The 19,240-nt window shown below is 51.8% G+C and carries 31 protein-coding genes; 2 read left to right on the top strand and 29 right to left on the bottom strand.

Annotated features, from left to right (window positions below; genetic code table 11):
• Positions 1 to 686: 686 nt before the first annotated feature.
• From MKY73_RS08755 to MKY73_RS08730, 6 genes are all read right to left on the bottom strand, one after another.
• Positions 687 to 1,076 carry a phBC6A51 family helix-turn-helix protein gene (locus MKY73_RS08755; RefSeq protein WP_339306899.1) on the bottom strand — a complete coding sequence of 130 codons (390 nt, stop codon included), beginning with the start codon at positions 1,074 to 1,076 and terminating at the stop codon, positions 687 to 689.
• Positions 1,077 to 1,168: 92 nt separating this feature from the next.
• Positions 1,169 to 1,384 (bottom strand): hypothetical protein, encoded by a 216-nt coding sequence (locus tag MKY73_RS08750; RefSeq protein ID WP_339306897.1) that lies wholly within the window; start codon positions 1,382 to 1,384, stop codon positions 1,169 to 1,171.
• A gap of 458 nt (positions 1,385 to 1,842) precedes the next feature.
• Entirely contained in the window at positions 1,843 to 2,697 is an 855-nt protein-coding gene (locus tag MKY73_RS08745; protein WP_339306895.1) for a helix-turn-helix domain-containing protein, read from the bottom strand.
• On the bottom strand, positions 2,690 to 3,271 hold the full coding sequence (locus tag MKY73_RS08740; RefSeq protein WP_339306894.1) for a GIY-YIG nuclease family protein: 582 nt from the start codon (positions 3,269 to 3,271) through the stop codon (positions 2,690 to 2,692). Before MKY73_RS08740 ends, MKY73_RS08745 begins: the two co-directional genes overlap by 8 nt.
• 606 nt (positions 3,272 to 3,877) lie before the next feature.
• A complete protein-coding gene (locus MKY73_RS08735) occupies positions 3,878 to 4,081 on the bottom strand; it encodes a hypothetical protein (RefSeq protein WP_339306893.1) in 204 nt (67 codons plus the stop codon).
• Complete coding sequence (locus tag MKY73_RS08730; RefSeq protein ID WP_339306892.1) at positions 4,078 to 4,365, bottom strand: hypothetical protein; 288 nt, start codon at positions 4,363 to 4,365, stop codon at positions 4,078 to 4,080. The genes MKY73_RS08735 and MKY73_RS08730 overlap by 4 nt, the downstream gene beginning before the upstream one ends.
• 137 nt (positions 4,366 to 4,502) lie before the next feature.
• On the opposite strand from MKY73_RS08730, the gene MKY73_RS08725 reads away from it, so the two are divergent.
• Positions 4,503 to 4,727 (top strand): helix-turn-helix transcriptional regulator, encoded by a 225-nt coding sequence (locus MKY73_RS08725; protein ID WP_339306891.1) that lies wholly within the window; start codon positions 4,503 to 4,505, stop codon positions 4,725 to 4,727.
• The gene (locus tag MKY73_RS08720) at positions 4,724 to 4,855 is read left to right on the top strand and encodes a hypothetical protein (protein ID WP_339306889.1); all 132 of its coding nucleotides are present in this window, start codon (positions 4,724 to 4,726) and stop codon (positions 4,853 to 4,855) included. The genes MKY73_RS08725 and MKY73_RS08720 overlap by 4 nt, the downstream gene beginning before the upstream one ends.
• 44 nt (positions 4,856 to 4,899) lie before the next feature.
• On the opposite strand, the gene MKY73_RS08715 is transcribed toward MKY73_RS08720, so the two are convergent.
• The 23 genes from MKY73_RS08715 to MKY73_RS08605 form a co-directional block, all read right to left on the bottom strand.
• Positions 4,900 to 5,502 carry a hypothetical protein gene (locus MKY73_RS08715; protein ID WP_339306887.1) on the bottom strand — a complete coding sequence of 201 codons (603 nt, stop codon included), beginning with the start codon at positions 5,500 to 5,502 and terminating at the stop codon, positions 4,900 to 4,902.
• Entirely contained in the window at positions 5,502 to 5,900 is a 399-nt protein-coding gene (locus MKY73_RS08710; RefSeq protein ID WP_339306885.1) for a sigma factor-like helix-turn-helix DNA-binding protein, read from the bottom strand. Before MKY73_RS08710 ends, MKY73_RS08715 begins: the two co-directional genes overlap by 1 nt.
• A 125-nt stretch (positions 5,901 to 6,025) precedes the next feature.
• Positions 6,026 to 6,934 carry a phosphoadenosine phosphosulfate reductase family protein gene (locus tag MKY73_RS08705; protein ID WP_339308535.1) on the bottom strand — a complete coding sequence of 303 codons (909 nt, stop codon included), beginning with the start codon at positions 6,932 to 6,934 and terminating at the stop codon, positions 6,026 to 6,028.
• A complete protein-coding gene (locus tag MKY73_RS08700; protein ID WP_339306883.1) occupies positions 6,862 to 7,221 on the bottom strand; it encodes a hypothetical protein in 360 nt (119 codons plus the stop codon). The genes MKY73_RS08705 and MKY73_RS08700 overlap by 73 nt, the downstream gene beginning before the upstream one ends.
• Complete coding sequence (locus MKY73_RS08695) at positions 7,221 to 7,418, bottom strand: hypothetical protein (RefSeq protein ID WP_339306881.1); 198 nt, start codon at positions 7,416 to 7,418, stop codon at positions 7,221 to 7,223. Before MKY73_RS08695 ends, MKY73_RS08700 begins: the two co-directional genes overlap by 1 nt.
• Before the next feature lie 141 nt (positions 7,419 to 7,559).
• A complete protein-coding gene (locus MKY73_RS08690; RefSeq protein ID WP_339306879.1) occupies positions 7,560 to 8,126 on the bottom strand; it encodes a hypothetical protein in 567 nt (188 codons plus the stop codon).
• Complete coding sequence (locus MKY73_RS08685) at positions 8,123 to 8,335, bottom strand: hypothetical protein (protein WP_339306877.1); 213 nt, start codon at positions 8,333 to 8,335, stop codon at positions 8,123 to 8,125. Before MKY73_RS08685 ends, MKY73_RS08690 begins: the two co-directional genes overlap by 4 nt.
• Before the next feature lies 1 nt (position 8,336).
• On the bottom strand, positions 8,337 to 9,326 hold the full coding sequence (locus MKY73_RS08680) for a hypothetical protein (RefSeq protein WP_339306875.1): 990 nt from the start codon (positions 9,324 to 9,326) through the stop codon (positions 8,337 to 8,339).
• 538 nt (positions 9,327 to 9,864) lie between these two features.
• A complete protein-coding gene (locus MKY73_RS08675) occupies positions 9,865 to 10,140 on the bottom strand; it encodes a 3D domain-containing protein (RefSeq protein WP_339306874.1) in 276 nt (91 codons plus the stop codon).
• A 184-nt stretch (positions 10,141 to 10,324) separates the two neighbouring features.
• Positions 10,325 to 10,612 carry a hypothetical protein gene (locus MKY73_RS08670; protein WP_339306872.1) on the bottom strand — a complete coding sequence of 96 codons (288 nt, stop codon included), beginning with the start codon at positions 10,610 to 10,612 and terminating at the stop codon, positions 10,325 to 10,327.
• A complete protein-coding gene (locus MKY73_RS08665; protein ID WP_339306870.1) occupies positions 10,609 to 10,881 on the bottom strand; it encodes a hypothetical protein in 273 nt (90 codons plus the stop codon). The genes MKY73_RS08670 and MKY73_RS08665 overlap by 4 nt, the downstream gene beginning before the upstream one ends.
• Positions 10,882 to 11,649 carry an FAD-dependent thymidylate synthase gene (gene thyX / locus MKY73_RS08660; RefSeq protein WP_339306869.1) on the bottom strand — a complete coding sequence of 256 codons (768 nt, stop codon included), beginning with the start codon at positions 11,647 to 11,649 and terminating at the stop codon, positions 10,882 to 10,884.
• A 96-nt stretch (positions 11,650 to 11,745) separates the two neighbouring features.
• Positions 11,746 to 12,384, bottom strand: coding sequence for a deoxyuridine 5'-triphosphate nucleotidohydrolase (locus tag MKY73_RS08655; RefSeq protein WP_339308534.1), 639 nt, complete (start codon positions 12,382 to 12,384; stop codon positions 11,746 to 11,748).
• Positions 12,385 to 12,393: 9 nt separating this feature from the next.
• Positions 12,394 to 12,543, bottom strand: a complete 150-nt coding sequence (locus MKY73_RS08650; RefSeq protein WP_339306867.1) for a hypothetical protein — start codon at positions 12,541 to 12,543, stop codon at positions 12,394 to 12,396.
• A gap of 129 nt (positions 12,544 to 12,672) precedes the next feature.
• On the bottom strand, positions 12,673 to 12,819 hold the full coding sequence (locus MKY73_RS08645) for a hypothetical protein (protein ID WP_339306865.1): 147 nt from the start codon (positions 12,817 to 12,819) through the stop codon (positions 12,673 to 12,675).
• On the bottom strand, positions 12,809 to 13,048 hold the full coding sequence (locus MKY73_RS08640; RefSeq protein WP_339306863.1) for a hypothetical protein: 240 nt from the start codon (positions 13,046 to 13,048) through the stop codon (positions 12,809 to 12,811). Before MKY73_RS08640 ends, MKY73_RS08645 begins: the two co-directional genes overlap by 11 nt.
• Before the next feature lie 21 nt (positions 13,049 to 13,069).
• The gene (locus tag MKY73_RS08635) at positions 13,070 to 13,723 is read right to left on the bottom strand and encodes a PhoH family protein (RefSeq protein ID WP_339306862.1); all 654 of its coding nucleotides are present in this window, start codon (positions 13,721 to 13,723) and stop codon (positions 13,070 to 13,072) included.
• A gap of 20 nt (positions 13,724 to 13,743) precedes the next feature.
• Positions 13,744 to 14,010, bottom strand: a complete 267-nt coding sequence (locus tag MKY73_RS08630) for a hypothetical protein (protein ID WP_339306860.1) — start codon at positions 14,008 to 14,010, stop codon at positions 13,744 to 13,746.
• Positions 14,011 to 14,161: 151 nt separating this feature from the next.
• Entirely contained in the window at positions 14,162 to 15,049 is an 888-nt protein-coding gene (locus MKY73_RS08625) for a hypothetical protein (RefSeq protein WP_339306858.1), read from the bottom strand.
• A 153-nt stretch (positions 15,050 to 15,202) separates the two neighbouring features.
• Positions 15,203 to 16,234, bottom strand: a complete 1,032-nt coding sequence (locus tag MKY73_RS08620) for a ribonucleotide-diphosphate reductase subunit beta (protein ID WP_339306856.1) — start codon at positions 16,232 to 16,234, stop codon at positions 15,203 to 15,205.
• A 48-nt stretch (positions 16,235 to 16,282) separates the two neighbouring features.
• Positions 16,283 to 18,586, bottom strand: coding sequence for a ribonucleoside-diphosphate reductase subunit alpha (locus tag MKY73_RS08615; protein WP_339308532.1), 2,304 nt, complete (start codon positions 18,584 to 18,586; stop codon positions 16,283 to 16,285).
• The gene (locus tag MKY73_RS08610) at positions 18,561 to 18,743 is read right to left on the bottom strand and encodes a hypothetical protein (protein ID WP_339306854.1); all 183 of its coding nucleotides are present in this window, start codon (positions 18,741 to 18,743) and stop codon (positions 18,561 to 18,563) included. Before MKY73_RS08610 ends, MKY73_RS08615 begins: the two co-directional genes overlap by 26 nt.
• Entirely contained in the window at positions 18,740 to 19,231 is a 492-nt protein-coding gene (locus MKY73_RS08605) for a crossover junction endodeoxyribonuclease RuvC (RefSeq protein ID WP_339308530.1), read from the bottom strand. The genes MKY73_RS08610 and MKY73_RS08605 overlap by 4 nt, the downstream gene beginning before the upstream one ends.
• Positions 19,232 to 19,240: the final 9 nt, after the last annotated feature.

Raw genomic sequence — 19,240 nt, 5'->3', positions numbered from 1 at the left:
GCAGTTACGTTGAAATTGCGTTAAATTAGCGTGTTTAAGCGCTGGCCCTAACGGATACACTCGGAATAGGCGAAACGCGCTATTTGCACGGTGAATTTACGCGATAATTACGTGTGCTTGCGTTGGGCTTCCGTAAAGTCCAAACGTTTATTTTTGTGCGCCGATTTTAAATGTGCCTGATGAGGCGGTCGACGAAGGGGGCCTTGGGGGGTCACGCCCCTCACCCGGACACCTTCCGTTATTCATCCGCGTTGCATAATCGTAAGCCTTCCGTTTATTCATCGTTATGCGTGGACATGTGCACAAAATCCATATACGGTGCAATAGTACGCTCCGCAAACCAGCGCCACATCAACGTTCTATTTACGCTGCATAAACGCGCCTTATACATCGTATATGCATTTCCAGTTATTAACGCGTGCAACCCGCGTCCTTATGCGGATTATGCCCGTTAGTAGCTGGAAGGTTATGCGCCTATTTCCCGTACCCTATCCGCGCTTATATGCGGCCGTTATGCCCCGTTAATTCACCGCTATGCATAAACCGTCGCACTGTAACGTAGTGAAGCGTTGAGTTGACGAAAAGTTTCGGGGAGGATGCGTGGAATGAGCGCGCTGTAGGTTATTCGGACCTGTACGAAAGCATCCGAAGTCCCACCGCGCATCTTCCTTCATATAATGCCTCACCTACTCCGCTGTTTCGGATCTCACCTTCGCGGCCTCTATCCGTGCCTTCAACGCAACCAGATCCGTTCCTTCGCCATCCTTCGTTTCCACTTCGATCTTGTCCGTCAACATACCGCTAATCTGTAGCGCTAGCTTCGCCATAGCCGCGTTGCCGTCCCGTATAGCTATCGTAGATAACGAGTCGACTAACTCCGGTAATTTAGCGCTGTTCTCACGCACAATAGCGCGCTTGAACTCCGCTTCGAACGTTGCATCCTTACGCCAGTTCTCTAGTGTGCGCGCTGTTACTCCGCATATAGTAGCGATCTCTTCGTACGTCTTACCGCCCTTACGCGGCTTAGCGAGCCATTCAATCGCGATGAACTGTTCAGACGTTAATTGCTTCGCCATAATTACGTCCCCCTTCCGTGTGATTAACGTTAATAACGTGTATAGCGACACCTTCCTACGCTCAGGCAAGGCGTAAGATAGACGCGCTAATATTACGTATTTCTACGTCTCCATTCGTTAAAATCGTCGATCCACATGACGATAATAAACAGCGCCGGTACATACGGTACAAACGCAATGTATCCGAGGCTCTTCGTTACCTCTACGAACCCAGTACGCGATTGAATAGCTACCGGAATAAACGCGATTAGATTAACGAGTAATAACGCAATATGAACGCCTAACAATACGAATAGTACGTTTAACATACGTTCTCCCTCCGCTCACTTAGCGTTCGCTAAACGTAAGTGAATCCGCGTTATTTGGTCTTTGGTGTTGCCTACATGAGGTACTTCGAGGAATAAGCTTCTTGACTACTACAAGCAAGGTTTGAGCTTAAAGAATGCTTCGTCACTGCGTTCCTAGCTCCATCGCCTGGCGGCTCTGGAACATATAATTGATTACGCGTTATTCCTTAAGCTTAATGATCCCGCGAGGTTTAGTTTGCGAAGCAAAATCAACCGAAGCGGTAGGTGCTTCTTTTAACTTTCATCCCGAACTCCGCAGTATATGGAACGAACCAATATTTTGCGTGGTTAAAAGTCTCTATAAGATAAGAGAACATTTTGCCCAAAAACGGCTGAAAGCCGCGTGGCTCTAAGGCGCAGGCGACTTTCGATTGGGTCTGTTTTGATCACATAGACCCCCTTGATTGGGTCTGTTTTGATCACATAGCTTGGCGCAGTCTGTGCTGTTTGAACAGCCTCCGCACCATTCCCGCATACTCTGCGTCTTCCGTTTCCTGCCGATACATGACGTCAGGATGTACGATGTAGTTGACGCTGTTCATCGCCTTAGTCGAAAGTATTACGCCCTTAGACTGCAGCTTCGATATGAGGCGCGATACTGTTTCCGGTTCGTGCCCGATAAGTTCCGCCAGTCTCTCACGCGTTAAGTGATCGATATTGTCCTCGCTATCCTCATCCGGATTAGCGCAAAGGTAGAACGTTTGATAATGGAAATACGGAAGTATCTTGTATAGTAGGCCGATCTCGTTTAGATCAAGATCGCGCGTAATCTCGTTCGTATGATACTGGTACAGCTTCGTAAACTTAACGCCCTCATTGACGATACCGTACGTATGGAAATCGCCGTTAAACGAGTATACGTTAGATCGTCCGGACGTCTCCTTCGTAATGACGGAGAGCTCTTCCAGGCGCTTAAGCAGCGCGGTTGTAACGACCTTACTACGTCCGATGATACGTTGGATGTCCGTCTGTTTAAGCGGTTTGCCGTTCTCGATTAGCTTGCCGTCTCCCTTGAAACGTAGAAACGGTAGCAATCGAATAAGCGCGCCAGCTTCCGTAAGAGTCATGCTTTGCGTAATGTCCCGGATAGCGTCGTGATAACACGCAACCCAACGCATGCCATTACGTGACTCAACCGCTTGTGCCCGTTTAACGTGCTTACGGCGAGCTTCACGCTGTTTAGGCGTTGTAACCTCGTATCCTTGTCCGTATGGTACAAAACGTCCAATTTCGCCTGTTTCCGGATTGATTCCGATTGGAATTACGTTACCCAACGGACTTCACCGCCTTACTTGAACGGCGTTTTCTAACCCCAATTTCACGTTTCAACTCTGATATCTTCCGGCGAATATGTCCGATATCACGAAGGGCCTCAATGAAGTCTTCAACTTCTGTTAACTCTTCATACATCACGGCAGCCTCTTGCTCATGAATGAATGAGGATAGTGTCCGTTCCTCATCTTCTGCTTCTGATAATCTTACTTCAAGATCGAAAAGCTCATCAGCGTTCTGCCGTTGGAATCCGTCAGAATAGTTGCCTGCGCGGTTATATTCAGGTTCGAGTTTACTTATCATGAACGATTCGTATATATCGACGCTTGTAGGATCGTCCTCCAAGTAAACTTTCACTGTAACCGCTCGGTTATCGAACGGGTAGGGAGACAGACCCAAATGTTCATTGATTCGTCTGTTTAAGTCTTTGGATTTACCAACATATAAAGGCTTTTCTTCAACATCGTAAAACACGTATATTCCACTTTTTCCTATAATTTGCGGTACCATAATTCTTCGCACACTCAGGATGTCTAATGAAAGAGACTCTTGAGGTACCGTTATGTTTATTGTCATTGTTCGCTCTCCTCTGCGTTATGTTTCCGACTGAGTAATATTAAGCCGTGGCGAGCAAGTGTCGGAGTATCTTGCTTTCAGGTCGCGTTCCCTAGCCACGACATATACACCCTGATTCCCAGGGGCTACATCTACGTAGGTAACTGAACGGGTAAAATGTAAGGTAGTTTGAAGGATTTTCCGCTAATTTATCGAATTTATTTCGTATGAAAACGTTAATTACAGACACCGAATTGCTGGCCGCCGCCCTCGCACAAGTCCGCGTAACTATCTACGAACCCGGCGCACACACGATCGCAGATTACGGCGGCACCGTCGAAAAGTATACGCCAGACTACGTTAAGATCGCCGGCACGTATTTCAGGCGCGACATCTTCGTATTCAAAGCGCCGGAGACACGAAAAAGACCGGATTAGCTCCGGTCCCACCTTCGTATAAAACGCAATATCCTCCGCCATTTCCGCGCCAATCCCGTCTGCCACACGATCCTCCGCACATCAACGCGCTTTTTCATCCGCTGCTCCCGCTTTAACCTCGACCCATTCTCCGCCCGCTACCTTTACGTAACTCCGCCCACCCATCCGCTTACCTACCGCAAATAACCGCTTATTCATCCGCTAATACCTCCTTACGCGCTGTATTAAGATTACGTAATTTCGCTATCTTACGCGCGGCCGTATAATCCGCGTCATTAACGATTGATTCGACCATGCCGACGAATGTTGCGTAGATTAGCGCCCGGCGATGTTCAGGCGCATCATCCTCCGTATAACTGTTGCGTAATATTGACGCGTATGTCTCCGTACTCATCTAGCGCCCACCTCCCGAAAGTATTCGTTAACCTGGCGATCAAGCAGCGTATGGCCGCGGATGATCCAGCGCGTTTCGCCGGTATACGCAGCTGGCGTTGTCATGCGCGCGATTGCGAAGGTGCCGCGATTGAATCCGAACTTAGCGAAAGGCTTGACGCAGATTACACGTTTAGTCGGCGTGTTAGCGTTGCCCGTGCCGGCACAACCGTAGCATACGTATGTTTCGTTATAGCGTCCTGAACCGTTGCAGCGTTCGCAGGTTACGTGTTTGATATCGGTCATATTGCGTGCCCCATTGTCCCGTTTAGCGTTCCGTTTATACTCACAATATACTATGTCCCGTTTAACGTGTCAACACATTTTGGCACTTTTAACGTGACGAATTTTACGCTATACTAAACGTAGGAGGTGGCAATCCAATGTCCACGTATAAAGTCCGCCTCAAACTCGATGAGCTACTTAAAGAGCGCGGCATAGGCGATCGTGAGTTCGGCCGATTAACCGGAATACGCCGCACGTCTGTCGGAGATATGCGCGCCAATAAGACGCTGCGGCTCCCGCTTGACAATCTCGCGATAATGTGCGAAGTTCTTGGCGTAGAAATAATGGATATACTCGAATTAGATAAGGGGGAAGCGCAATGATTGACGACTGGAAGAAAGAGTGGAAAGGCGCCGATGTTCATAAGCGCGTTAATATCGTATTAATGGGCGTGCTCGCCGCTGGTTTATGGGTCCACATTGTCTTAATCGCGCTTGGAGTAGAGTACTAATACGTAACCAGCGAAAGCGCCCCGGAATGAGGCGCTTCTTTTCGTTATGCGGCGGCGGACAACAGCTCGGCAGTTTCTTCCGTTTCCTCGCGTATAATCTCCGTCTCATTTACCGCGCCCATCTCGGTAGCCCAGCGCTTGCCAATGCCGACGCAGTTAACGAAAGGCTCCGTAAGCTCACCGCCATTTTCGTGTAGATTGTACGTTTTAACTTCGCCTGGGCTCGTGTCGCGCTTGTACTGCGCCTTACGTTCTCGATTCTTCTTACGCGCCAGTTTCTCAACGAAAGTATTATCGCTACTCGTACGGTGACGACGTTCAGGCTTAGCGCGATTAACTCCTGCGACGTCATAGGCAACCGCCAGTACATCCTCGTACTCATTACTGCGGCGTCTGTCCTCTTGGTGTAGGGACATGATCGGGTATTCTTCGCGCGTCATCTTATCCGGGTGCATATCCGTTAATTCTTCGCGAAGGATCAGGTTGGTCAGGCGTTCGAGCGCGTCAACATCCGGACGTTCTCCGTTAGCCTCAATGTACGAATCGGTTAGCGCTTCGACCGCGGCCATACGTTCACCGCGATCCTCGATATTCTCCTCCGACAACTCCGTGATTACCTCGTGAAACGCCCATTTATAGTTCTCCATTAAACCGCCTCCAGTTCGCTATCTTCCGTGTACTCAACGCTAACCTCTCCGTATTCCCAACGCTTGTAGACAGCGGCCATCTTCTCCGCAGCCGCTTCGATTAATTGCGTAACGGCCTCGCGGGAAACGCCCATCTGACGCGCGGCCTCCGCCTGTGTAACGTCAAATCCGTATACGAACGCAATTGCCTCCGTCTGCCTATCCGTCAAGCCGGCCGAGTTAATTGCGCTATGCAAATCGACGAGGATGTCGCAGGCGGCGTAATCTCCGCGGAACCGTGCGGAACTGATCCGGTGGCGATCGCGTAATAGCGCCTTAACTCCGGCCGCGGATGAAAGCGAGTATTTAACGGAATAGCTGCGCGAACCCTTTTCGATATCGATTTTAACGTGTCCCATACGCAAATCCGCTCCCTTTTAACGATTAGATGACGCAGGCCAAGCGAATACCCTCGCGTAATGAAGATACAGATGGCCCGCGTAACTCTATCGTGAATTATTCGAACATTTACGGTTTCATACGATTAAGCAGATTTCTTCGGCTGCTTGCGTTTAACTACGCCGACTCCGTCAAATACGCACGGCTTCCATTCGATGACGTCCTCCAAGCGGTCCAGTACCGCCTCTTCCGTCTTCTCCGTAATGATGCCGAATCCGTTTAACTCATCGAGCAATTCTGCGCGCTGATCCTCCGGCATCTCTGCGATAAGAACGCGGGCAAAACCGAGTTGAAAAAGCATCGAGCGGTATACTTTTGGAAATGTCGTCCGGAGGTAGCGGAGATATCCGCGCTTAATCGGAATCGGACACGCCATGCATCCGGTACGCGGCATGAACACGTTGAGTCCCTTCGCAACCAGGAATTCCGCAGTTACACGGTCGACAACGACGTCTTTACCCGTGTAAGAATCGTCGATCACCGCGTTCATGTCGTAGATTTCGTTGTACGGCATATCGTGTTTCCGAACGCAGTTCCAAACGTCTTCCTGGCGATTGTTTCCGTAATTGAACGAGTCGGATAGCGCGGTCCACCACAGGATCGGCCGGCAGACCCACGTTTTCCACGTATGCGACGAGTAGAAGAGGTCACCGTCACGGCGAGCGCTCATCCATCGTTGGCGAGATTCGCCGGCGCGTACTCCGTTAAACATAATGTGCCATCCGTTTTCCTTAATCGCCTTCTTCATCGGCTTGTGTTTAAGCGCGCCGCAACACTTCTCAACGACCGGCTCTTTGTTGCCTTCGCCGCCGCTTCGGTCGCCTTTACGCTTGAACAGCGTATCGACTCCGTTTTCCTCGTAAATTTTGCGTAGAGTGGTTTCCGGCCGCGCTTCAATTAAGTTAAGCGACCACTCTTCCGTCATCCTCTTCGCATATACGCGTGTTTGCGGGTACTCATTAAGCGTATTGTTCCATACTGTGTCGAACGAGATGCCCAGCTCTTGGGCGACACGTCGAACGAGATGCCCAGCTCTTGGGCGACACGTCGAACGAGATGTAGCGTCAACATAGAGTCGATTCCGAACGAACAGGATACGACGACCTTTAACTCAGCACCGTAACGCTCCTGCCCCATCGTCAATGTTTCGCGAATCAAACCTAATGCGCGCTGCTCTTTCCAGTCTAAGCTCGCGGTTTTATGCCAGTCCTCCGCCTCAACGATCCTCTCTTTCGGAATACGCGTGTTAGTTATCGTTAAATCTCCATAGTATGTCTGCATTAAACCGCTCCTCTCGTAATACCCAACTCGTTCTCTACGTACTGATCCTCGCAAAATCCGTCGTGTGTCTTCGCACCGCTTGCGTAAGATGTAACGGACTGACCGCGCTCAATAGGCTCGCCGCAATAGGCGCAATAACCAACGATATCCACGCTCTCATCTGGCGGCTGGAAACGGTCAAAGCTCGCGCTCATCATCCGCGACCACCTCCCCGTTATCCTTCCGCTTCTGCAGCGGTGTCCGATCGTCATAGCCGCGCCCTTCTAACGCGTCGATCCGTCCACTTACGTAACCGGCCTCGTAGCCTTTACGCCACTCTTCCGCGATGTTAAGCGTAGTCATTCCGGCCAATCACCGCCTAGGAACGCGATAATCTCGTCAATCTGGCGGTAGAGGTGCGCGAGGTCGCCGTCATTCGTCACCGTAAAGTCCGCGCTGTAACCATCAAGCGCCGTCTCTGTGCCGTGCGTAAGGTCGCGGAGATTAAAGCGGTCTCCGGATTTAATGGCGCGGTCAATGCGTAGGGCTTCCGGTGCCTCGACGCGGATGAGGACGTAGCCGCGCGCTCTTAACGCTTCAACTTCGTGTAACTGGCGCACGTCGCTCACCACAACGGGAGAATAGCGCGAGTATTCGTTATCCCGGATTCTGCGAAACATATCGTTAACCCAAACGTCTCGATCGTGAGTACGCGCATATTCTCCGAACTGCTGCAGGAGGGCGCGCGGCTTTGTGCCGTTTGCGAACTGGTCCGGATAGAGGCGGCGGCAGATATCGCGGATGCCATCGCCGAATGCGTAGCGTAGATATCCGTAACCTTCGTCGTCATCCGCGAGATAATCGGCCAGCGTGTCTTTCCCGCTACGAAGGCGTCCGATTAAACCGATGTTAGGTAGCGTAGTCATTCCGCAGTCACCTCCGCCCAGTTATCGTTATCGTCAACGTACCACGCGAGTTTGGCGCTTCTCTCTACGATGCCGATTCCGTAAAGATGCGTCTGACCACGAAAGTGATATCGAATAGCGCTCTTTGCGTGGCGAACGTCCGTGTACGTTTTATCCCGCACAATCTCGCCCGTTTCGCGGTTAATAATTGCGTAGAGAGGTCCGACCATATTACGCCACCTCCTTCCGCGGCTCTGCGCTGTCCGATTCGCGGGAGTCGTCGATAACGGTTCCGCGGATTAGCGCCAGCTTTATACGCGTCTCTACATATGGGTCAAATGTAGCGTTGTCTTCCACTACGATTTTCACTCCGCCAGAAGCGTACTTAACGATATCCCCAACGCGTACTTCCGTCGGCTGAGGCGCGCTAACGTACTCTTCCGGAATCTCCAAGCCGAGAGCTCGGCGGAGGCTAATCGCGCGTCCAAGTGCCGCGTTGAATACGTCGCCTGGCGCACATTTAGCGATGCCGCGTAATCTTAACTTGCCGGATTTTCTCAAACGAATCAGCGCGACTACTGTCCGCTTGTCGTGGTTAATTACGAACTCCACGTTGTGGATATTCGGGTGGTACTCGATGTACGCGCCGTCTAGCGCAACTAGCTCGTGAGTAAACGGTGACGGCTTTCCGAGCAAGTCCGCAACGTCCTCCTTCGCACGCTTAACGATGTCATCGCGGATTTCTCGCGCGGATTTCAGCGGAGTAATACGTTCTCCCTTCGTTAGGATTGCGGATAGTGAATCCGCCACCTCTCCACTAGAAGTCTTCGTAACTTCCGCAGGTTTCTCCAACGCCGCCACCCGTTTCTCAAGCGCAGCTACTCGCCCCGTCAACTTCGCGATGATTTCGGCCGCTTGGTCAGGCGCGGGCTTGGCGGAGAGAGGTTCGGATACTGGCGCAGGTTCAGCGGATGTTATCGGTTCGAGTACGCGGTAATCCTTGCGGTCGATGTACCACTTTCCGTCATCGTAATAATTCGTGTTCTCCGTAAGATCGACAAACGCGACTCGTCCGTTAGAAGATATAACCTTCGCGAGCTCGCCCGTATGGTAGCACGCACAGCTTTCGCCTGTAACAATCACACGCTCGCCCACCGCAGCTTTCCGATCGACCATGCGATATTTAACCCCGTCGATAATAACGATTCCTGCTTCAACCATTCGTCATCTCTCCTTTGTGTAGTTTTCTCGCTTCTCTTATCGCAAGTACTGCGGATTCCTCAGTCTTGTGGTACCCAATGCTGATTCTCTTTTTGTTACTGTAGAAGGAACCGGTCCACCTATTGTGGTGCTTGCTGTAGGATATCCCGCGCTCACTACTGTATTTACCAGTTCCAGGCTTTGTAATGTTTTGCATGTTCTCAAGCTGAGTACAAACTCTGAGGTTTTCCCGGCGGTTATCGAGTCCATTTCCGTTAATATGATCTACTACTAAGTCGTCAGGACAGTCCATTAATACTCGATGCATGTGTATCTTTAGGGAGCCGCGCCCGGAACCAGCTAAATATCCTCGAGCATAGCTGCCATACGGCGTCTTCCTTTCGGACCACTTACAATCAACTTCTAAGAGTTTCGGCAGATCCCTAAGCGAGATCATTGTGTGTACCGAATACTCTTCGTCAAGCGAGTTCAATCGAACAAGGACTACATCGTCTATTATTTTGTATAGATTCTTGATAACGAGGTCCTCCCTTATCGTTTAGTTTTCGATTTTAACGTGTACTTTCTGGCGGCCGAACTGGCGCGCTTCCTTTTCCGACGCGACTAATACGTCAAGCTTGCGGCCTTTAATCGCCGACCCGACATCTTCCGCAATCGCCGCGATCTCCGTTCCGTCTGCCAAACGGATTGTGAGCGGAGTGTGTAACGCAATCACGCGCTTATCAACGGCTACGACGCGGCGTCCTTCGTGTGTGATCGTGTTGCGTACGTCGAGCTCCGTATAGGTGAAGCCGGTGCAACCTTCGGAACACATCGCGATATATGCGGTCGCTTCGTACGTTTGCCATTTCGCAAGTTTGCCTGTTACCTGCGAAGAGACTGCGGATGGTTGCGGCGGCTCGTTCGGTGGGACTCCGTTAATTGCGCTGATTCCTACGGATAGAGCAACGATGATTTGCGCGATGATATTAAGCGAGATTAATCCGCCTCCTTCGTTGTTATATGTCGTAATCGTACGAACTAACCTCGCGTATCTCCTCGATCAATAACGTCCGTTCCCGTGTATTTACGTTCATATATTCCGTCATGATTTCGCCGCGCAATACGTCGTCCTTCGTCTTGGCTGCGATAATGACGCCGGTGACTTCGCCAGCTCGCGCCAGGTCTGCGTAGCGTTCAAGTAGCGTAATGACGGCGGCCTGTGCGATTGATTCCGGTGATGGACGCGGTACGAACGGGAGGACTTCGGCGAGTTGGCGTTGGTCATCCGTTTTGATCTCGCTCATTCCGCGCCCTCCTCTACGGGCTCTCCCGTTAAGATACGTACGATTTTGAACGTCATACCGCGATACTTACGCTTAACTCCGGTAATACCACGCCGCGCCTCTTGCGTACTCTGATAAACGCGATATGTCCATGGGCGCCCGGAACTTACGTAATCAGAAACGGTGCCATCCTCGTTAATGATCGCGACCATATACAAGTCAGTCGCAACAAATTCCGTTTCGTAAGGATCTAGCGTAACTATCCGCCACGTTTTACCTTGAATGCGCATCTATTCGCCCTCCTTTTTCGTATCAAAATACGGAGCCAGCCACGGATCAACCTTTACGATTTCGTCGCGCAGTCTTACCGCTAAATCAGCGATTTCATGCTGAGCGCCGCGCCCAGGCCGTCTCTTCGCGTAGAAATCGAGCAGCGTCCGTGAGTTTCCGGTCATTACCAGACTACACGCGGCGGCATTCGGAAGGACCATGCGCGCGTCTTCCGGTGGGACTCCGAGTGAGCGCAATGTATCGTAGTCTTCTTGCGCGTTTATCATCATCCCGCGGAATCTCCGTTTAGCTTCCGGATTGCCTTCGATTGACGGAGGAAATACGGAGTCAAATCCGCCAATCTTATCCGCGCTTCCCATCCGGACATAACGCTGTGACTGCACGCTGAACGATAAGTGGCGGTGGCGCGTTAGTTGTGCGAGGAGTGCGCGGCTTACGCCTTCGATCGCGAATGTATACGTGATATGTTCCAGAGTTGACGTGTGACCTGATCCGGTAATGTGACGGAATAATCGGTCAGCCTCCGTACCGCCTTCGCCATCTGACGCCGCGTTACCGAAGTACTTTTCGCCTTCTTGCGCGACAATCTCCGTAGGCTTTAGCGGTGAGTAGCACGTGCGGATTGCGGTTAATGCGACGGCTGCCGAGTCTGCCGCGTTCATCCTTTCGAATGGGTTACCGCTCCATCCCGAATGGCCTCCGTACTCATCGAATGAATCGTAGAACTCTTCGGATAGTTGTGTATGTGCGATTAGCTTAACGTTCAATTAGCGTCAACTCCTATCGTATAATCGTCCGGACTAGCAGCCCGATCCAAACCGTCGTACAGTATGCGGTGATGATTGCGTAGGTATAGCGCTTAGTCAAATTGCGTTCACACTCCGATTCAGCGGCGTGATATTTACGTTGTGCACATGCGTTCCTGTCGAGCCGAATCCGCCATCTCCGCGCTCCGTATCGTCAAGCTCCGCTACCTCTTCGAAGGATGCGAGGGATACTGCTGCGAGTACGCCTTGCGCAATGCGATCACCTTTGCGGATGAGATACGTCTTATCCGGCCTCCACCAGCCCATTTCGAGCGGGACCGTAGTTTCGTCGGGACCTTCGTAATAAACGCGTTCCAAATCGGATTCCAACGTGAGTAGATAGCCTTTACTTTCCGAAGTAACTACGTAGCCATCCGCCTCCGAGTACCACGCGGTCATTAAGGGTTGCGCAATGTTATCGATAAGCACCGCAACCTCACCGCGATAGTCTCCGTCAACTGTTCCAGGCGAGTTAGCTACGCGAAGCTTCGTCTTAAACGTAACTCCCGAACGCGGACGGATTTGGATTTCGTAGCCCGGCGGAATCTGCACCGCGAAACCTAACGGAACCTTTGCCGTCTCGCCTGGCGCGATAATTACGTCCTCTACCGCGACTAAATCGAAGCCGGCGGCCATTTCCGTTGCATACTGCGGAATCTTAGCGTCTGGATGCAGGCGCTTGAATTTTACGTTGATTGCGTTCACTTAACCGCCCTCCTCTTCGTCCATCAGGTCCCATGCATCACTATACCCGCCCCAATTGTCAACTCCGCAAGCTTCAAGCGCGCCGAGAAATTCGCTATCCTTAACCAAGCGCTCATACTCCGACTTTGCGATAGTTACCGTTTCTTCCATACGATCACTCCTTCGTTAATTTCTTCGCAAGCCAATCCGCTATTTTATCGAGCTTAAGCGAATAGGCGAACGCTAGTATAAACGTCTTCCACGCGGCGGAAAGTTCAGCAAAAGCTTCTTCGAACGTCTTCATACCAGCGTCCACAAGGCGATTAATCCCGCAACCACTATCGCAATCGCCGCCCAATCACGCGCAGCCTGTTCGCGTTCAATGCGTTCGGCTGGCGCGGTTCTGACGCTGTAACCGGTCGGCGTTCGTTCGAATTTATACGCCATGATTAGCGCCCACCTCCGCCTCTAATTCCGCGACAGTATCGAAGAACATTGCCGCAAGGGATGCGCGTTTAGCTTTATCCGAACGATCCAACCGCGCTAGGAATAACTCGGATAACATCTCGCTACTTTCTGGCGTGAGGAGATCGTTAATGTCTCCGCCTAATTCGTTCTCATAAGCTCGCGTAATCATCTGCAGAAGCATCAGTTTGCGCCTAATCAATTCGTCCATGTCGACCGTCTCCTCTCGTACTCACCACGCGAGCTCATCGGCATGTTGCGCCAGTTGACCGCGGAAGTTACGTGTTAATTCGCATACATTTGCGTAAGGCTCATTGCGGAAGTGTTCGATATACGGCGCGAATCCGGATTTGCTTGCGTCGGGGAGATCGCACTGTAACGTGTGTCCTATGACGATAACGGTGCAGTCATCGTGAATACGCGTTAGCAACTTCTTCAACTCGCCGCGCGTCATATTCTGCGCCTCATCGAGTATTACCGTTTTCCCTTTGATGTTAATACCGCGGGCGAATACGTGTGACATCGGATATACCCAGTGGTCGCCGCGCTTCATAGCCGCAAAATCCTCCGGATTGAATATCGCTTTCTCCGGACTCTCGCCGATCTCAGCCAGCGCATCGGTCAACGGAGTTATATACGCGGCTTCCTTTTCGCGCTGTGTGCCCGGCCGGAATCCCATGCGGCCTTCTTCTACCGGACTGAATACGTAGACTAGCGGCTTACCGATCAACTTCGCGGCAGCTACGGCGAGCGTCGTCTTACCTGTGCCGGACTTCGCGTTAACGAACGTGATGCGGTTATCGAAAATGCTATCGACGTACTTACGTTGCTCGGGCGTTAACTTGTCGCGGAATCCGAAGAACATCGTGTCTTTTGGTAGCGGCATGGCTTGCGGCCTCCTTAGCGTTATTTGGCGGATTCTTTCGTTAACTCATACGTCGTGTTGACCGTCTCGAACGCCAGCCTATCGTCATCTTCACGAAACCATTGAACGCGCGAGGTCATTATCGCCTTTTGCGTGTTGTCTGCGTTGAATAGGTACGCCGGTCCGTTTACGATAATTCGCGGAATCACTCGCTTGCCTGTTGCGAAGGAATCCGCCTCCGGTTTCGCGTCCTTCTTAACCGCGCCGGTTATTACGTAGACATCCGATGTTTCATAGTACTGACTCACGCGCCCACCTCCTCGATTACGATCTGACCAGCGCCGACCTCACGCAAGCTAATATCCGTTGTTAAACGCTGTCCTTCCGGTCGCCATACGAGAATTTGCGTATCGCCAGGAAGAGGCGAACGTGTGAGTGCGATGATGAGTTCGTCTTTGGTCACGCGGCCTCACCGTCCTGTTGCGTGTACTCTGCGTCAGTGTCGTCGATGATACGCGATTCACGCACACCTTGCGACTTAAGCGTTCCAGTCTTTCCGTACACGTAATCCTTACTGCTCGCGACCACTGTACGTACCCTTCCGCGATTCTCGACCCGCATGCCTACGACAGGCTCCGCAGGCTTCGGCGCATTCACGAACGCATCCGTCAGCGTCAGTCCGAGCGCACGTTCAGCCGCGACTGCCTTGCCGATGTCTGCGTTGAACACGTCGTCGGGCGCGCATTTTGCGATGCCTACTGCGTCGGGCTTGCGGCGTTTGCGTGCGTAGGTGAATCCGTTGAGGTGATATACAAGCGCTGTGACCGCGCGTTTATCACGATTAACTACGTAATCAATTTCGTACCATGTACCGCGTAATGGGCTTCCTTCGAGGCGCGCGTCATCATCGCGCCCAATCCGCTCCAACTCCGTAACCCTTGCGCGAGCCATTTCGATAACCTTGGCGCGTGTTAACGGGGCTGGCTGCGGATCACTAACGTTCTCATCTTTGGTCGACTCAGCGCATTTATCCGGATCAATCTCCGCCAAGTAGCTGCGTACGGCCGGCGCATTGTCACGGATGAATTGCGCGAAGAGGTCCGGGAGTGGTGCGGTTGACGGCGCGATGGGTTCGAGGACTACGTATTCGTTATCGTGGATACCTGCGGTTCCGGTAACGTTCCCTTTCGTGTAGTTAACGTACACTCCGTAAGTTGCAGCGCGATCAACTACGAATTCATCTCCGGCATTGTAGCGTCCTCCGGAAAGGATCACGTTAACGATCTTGATGCGCTCACCTGCGTTGGCTTTGCGGGATACTTCGCGATATTGAGTTGCGTTGGACATCGTATCATCTCCGTTTCGTTGTGGTGGGCGGTGCGTGGCGCTTGTGCGGTGATTAGCGTGTTGTTTGCGCCTTATACCGTATTAATGCCGGTCAAACCAAATCTCGGGCATTCTTTGTAAATAAAAAAACGGAGCAGCCCGAAGGCCCTCCGTTTATAGGTCGTCAAATCCGTTATCCTCGCCTACCTTACCGTAGTTACGCGATTTCCCCTCGAAGAAGTCCGTCTTCGTTGCGTTAAGCGCCTCGTCGGAAAACGGCTTAATCCACGGCATGCAATTTACGTCTACGCCTTCGTACGCGTTATCAAAGCCGAGCATGCGTAAGCGGCGGTTCGCAATAAAGCGGATGTAATCACCGAGCTCCGCCAGATCGATTCCGCGTACGTTAGCCAGCGTATAGTGCGCCCAGTTCGTTTCGAGTTCGACGGCGCGGTCGATCGTAGCGTACACGTAATCACGGTTGGCCTGCGTATCGAGCTCCGGGAAATCTGTGAGAAGCTGCTTGAATACTTCCGCGAAGAAATAGCAATGCTGGTTCTCGTCTCTTTGTATATAGGACACCATCTGCGAAGTTCCCATCATCTTTTGGTCACGCGCCAGGTTATAGAAAAACGCGAATGTGCTATAGAAGAAGATGCCTTCGAGGATGAGGTCCGCAACCATCGCTTTGAAGAACGTTTGCGGCGACGGATCATCGCGGAACTCCTGATAGATATCCGCAATAAACGTATTCCGTTCGAGTAGAACCGGATCATGCTTCCAGTATTCGAATATCTCGCGCTGTTCCTGATCGGAAACTAGCGATGACAGTACGTACGTATACGACTGGTTGTGTACGACTTCTTGCTGCGCGATGATTGCGGAAATAGCTTCGAGTGAGCTGTCCGTAAAATAGCGTTTAACATCGCCGACAAACGCTGTCTGCATCGAGTCGAGTACGGCCAGTAGCGAAATGTTTATCTTAAACGTGCGCTGTTCTTCCGGATCAAGACGCGCGAATTGGGACGCGTCCTTAGACATCGGGATTTCGTCCGCGATCCAATGGTTTAGCAGCAGCACCTTGTACAGTTTATACATATGCGGCATCCGGATATCGTTCCAGTTCAGAATGCCGGAGTTTTCGCCCTCAATAATGCGCGTTGATTTATTCGGTGCCTCTACGTCAAATATGCGTTGAATTTTCAACTAATCACGCTCCCTATTCGTATGTGTTAAGCGTAAAGCCGGCGCCCATTAGGACGCACAGCTCTCGCATTCTTCGATCGTTAACGCGCGGCTTCTGACGTAATATGTGCTCTTCATTCCGCTTCTCCACGCGTCCATATGCAGCGCAAGGAATGCGGTCGCCTTAATGTCCGGCGTAACGTACAGATTGAACGATTGCCCTTGATCGATATGACGCTGGCGTGCGGCCGCCATACGGATAGACGCGTGTTGATCGATAGTAAACGCGGTCTTGTAATACCACATCGTCTTCGCATTAAGATCCGGAGCCGGATTCGCAATCTTATACGTTGTCTTCTCCTCGTACGATAACAACTCGTATAATGGATCGATACTCGCGGTAGAGCCCGCAATAATAGACGTTGATCCATTCGGAGCGACCGCGAACATCCATGCGTTACGTACGCCGTGCTGTATCACTTGTAACATTAGCTCCGTCCACTCTTCGTCAACATAGCCGCGCTTGGTAAAGTATTCTCCGCTGTGCCAATCGGAACCCTCGAACGCAGGGTATGCGCCTTTCTCTTTCGCCAGGTCAGCGCTTGCCTTGATGACGAGATAGTTGATCCGCTCATATAGCGCGTCATTGTATGCAACGGCTTCCTCCGATTCCCAACGGATGCCCTCAAGAGCGAGCAAGTGATGCAGTCCGAATGTGCCGAGACCGACCGCGCGGTACGTTTGGTTCGTATGCTGCGCCTGTAGAATCTCGATGTTGTTGATATCGATTACGTTATCGAGCATGCGCATCTGGATCGGAATTAGGCGGTCGAGTACGTTGTGCGGAACTGCCCGCGCCAAGTGAATCGAATTCAAGTTACAGACGACGAAATCGCCCGGAATCTTCGTAATCACAATGCGCGTCTGTCCGTCTTTCGTTACGAGTTCTTCCTTTTCGACTACGGTAGGCGATTGGTTATTCATGATTTCCGTACACAAATTCGAACTGTAGATCATACCGCGGTGACTGTTCGGATTGGCGCGGTTAACTGTATCACGGTAGAACATGTACGGAGTTCCCGTTTCAAGCTGCGATTTCATAATCCGCTTCATAATGTCGATCGCCGGCACTGTAATACGCGGCAATAACGGATGCGCAACGGCCTCAGCGTATTTATCACGGAAAGAACCAGTGCCACGCTCCTCATCGTAGAAGTCTTCGAGTGCTAACGCGCGTCCATTGTCGTCTGTCCAACCGAATGTCTTACGCACCTCATGCGGGCAGAATAGCGACCAATCTCCGCGTGCCTCAACGGTTTCCATGAATAAGTCCGGAATGCAGACGCCGTGGAAGATATCGTGCGCACGCATCCGTTCATCTCCGTTATTTAACTTGAGGTCCAGGAACGCGAGAATGTCCTTGTGGAATACGTCGAGGTAAACGGCAATTGCGCCTTTCCGCGTACCGAGTTGATCTACGCTTACTGCCGTATTATTGAGCTGACGAATCCACGGAACGACTCCGCTAGACGTATTTTTATGTCCGCGAATGTCCGATCCTCTTGCGCGCACTTTTCCGAGGTAGACGCCGATTCCTCCGCCCATTTTGCTAAGTCGCGCCACGTCCGTATTAGAGTCGAAGATTCCTTCGAGCGAATCGTCAACGGTATCGATAAAACATGACGATAATTGTCCGCCAGTTGCTTTGCCCGCGTTTGATAACGTAGGTGTCGCCGCCGTCATATACAGGTTAGACATCGCCCAGTACGCTTCCTTAACGAGCTCCATTCGCCTATCCGCCGGCTCTTGGTGCATTAGGAACATCGCGATAATCATATAGCGTTCTTGCGGAAGCTCCATTACGCGTCCGTCGAAGTCTGCCGTAAGATAACGTTCAGCCAGCGTAAGCAGTCCGATGTAATCGAATAGCAAATCGCGCGTCGGATCGATCTCTGCGCCGAGCTCTTCGATTTGTTCCCGCGTATATGCATCCGTCAGTTCCGTCCGATACAGGCCACGCGCCACCATATCGGTAACTAGCGGATAGAAGCCGCCATACGGACGACCGACGTACGATTTATAACGGCGATTATGCGCGGCTTTCTTGTACAGTGACGTAAGCAATCCGCGAGCCGCTGCATATTTCCATTCCGGCTCCTCTTTCGTTACGAGTTCGAGCGCGCTCATGATGAACGCCTGGCTTACGTCTTCGCCACTTACGGACGGCTGGCGGAGCTTTGCGTTAACTCCTCGCAGCAAAACCGTTTTGTCTACGCCTGTGAGTCCGGCAAGAATGCGATCTGCATACGTGGATAGGCGCGCTGGATCAAACGTCAAGGTGCGGTTATTAGGCTTCGTTACTGTCTGCGGTATCATTATTCGAAATCATCTCCGTTTCATATAGTTGTTTCGCGTCGGCGAGTTTCCGTTCGTACTTATCCGCAAGCCCTCGGTATATCGCGACGGACCGTTCGAGGGCTGCGATTTCCTGGCGTTGGTGGGCGGCGAGACGTGCGGCTAATTCGCTCATGCCGCGGCCCCTTCCGCATCGATTAAGTTCTCGCGAATAAGGTACGCCAGAATTACCGCACATGCATCCGCGTCGTCATAACCTGAACGCCATTTGTGATCGGAAGGAAGGCGTAGGTATTTCCGCACGCCCTCCGCGACATCCTTCTTCTCCGCCTTACCGTTACCCGCTACGAGTTTCTTGACGGTGGTCGGCGCTAGGACCGGCTTGACTTCGTGGACTTCGTATCCGAACGAATGGAGAGCGCGATCAGCCGCGGCCCATGCGTTAAATATCGTCTGAGTGGCGCGTTTGTTCCGCCCTGACGTAAAGTCCTCGCGTAAGATAACGTCGAACGGCAGATGTGCGTATACTTGATGTGCGATAAACGATTCGACGACGACCGAGCGCGTTGCGTCGTTGATATCCGTATCCGTTGCGACTGACCCTGCGTATACGAGCGTTGGGATACGTTCTTTAACGTCTATTACCGCGAGGCCGGGAGACAGCGATAAGTC

Source organism: Paenibacillus sp. FSL R5-0519 (assembly GCF_037974275.1).
GTDB lineage: Bacteria > Bacillota > Bacilli > Paenibacillales > Paenibacillaceae > Paenibacillus.
The sequence above is the reverse complement of the archived record's forward strand: the minus strand, read 5'-3'. Positions and strand labels throughout refer to the sequence as shown.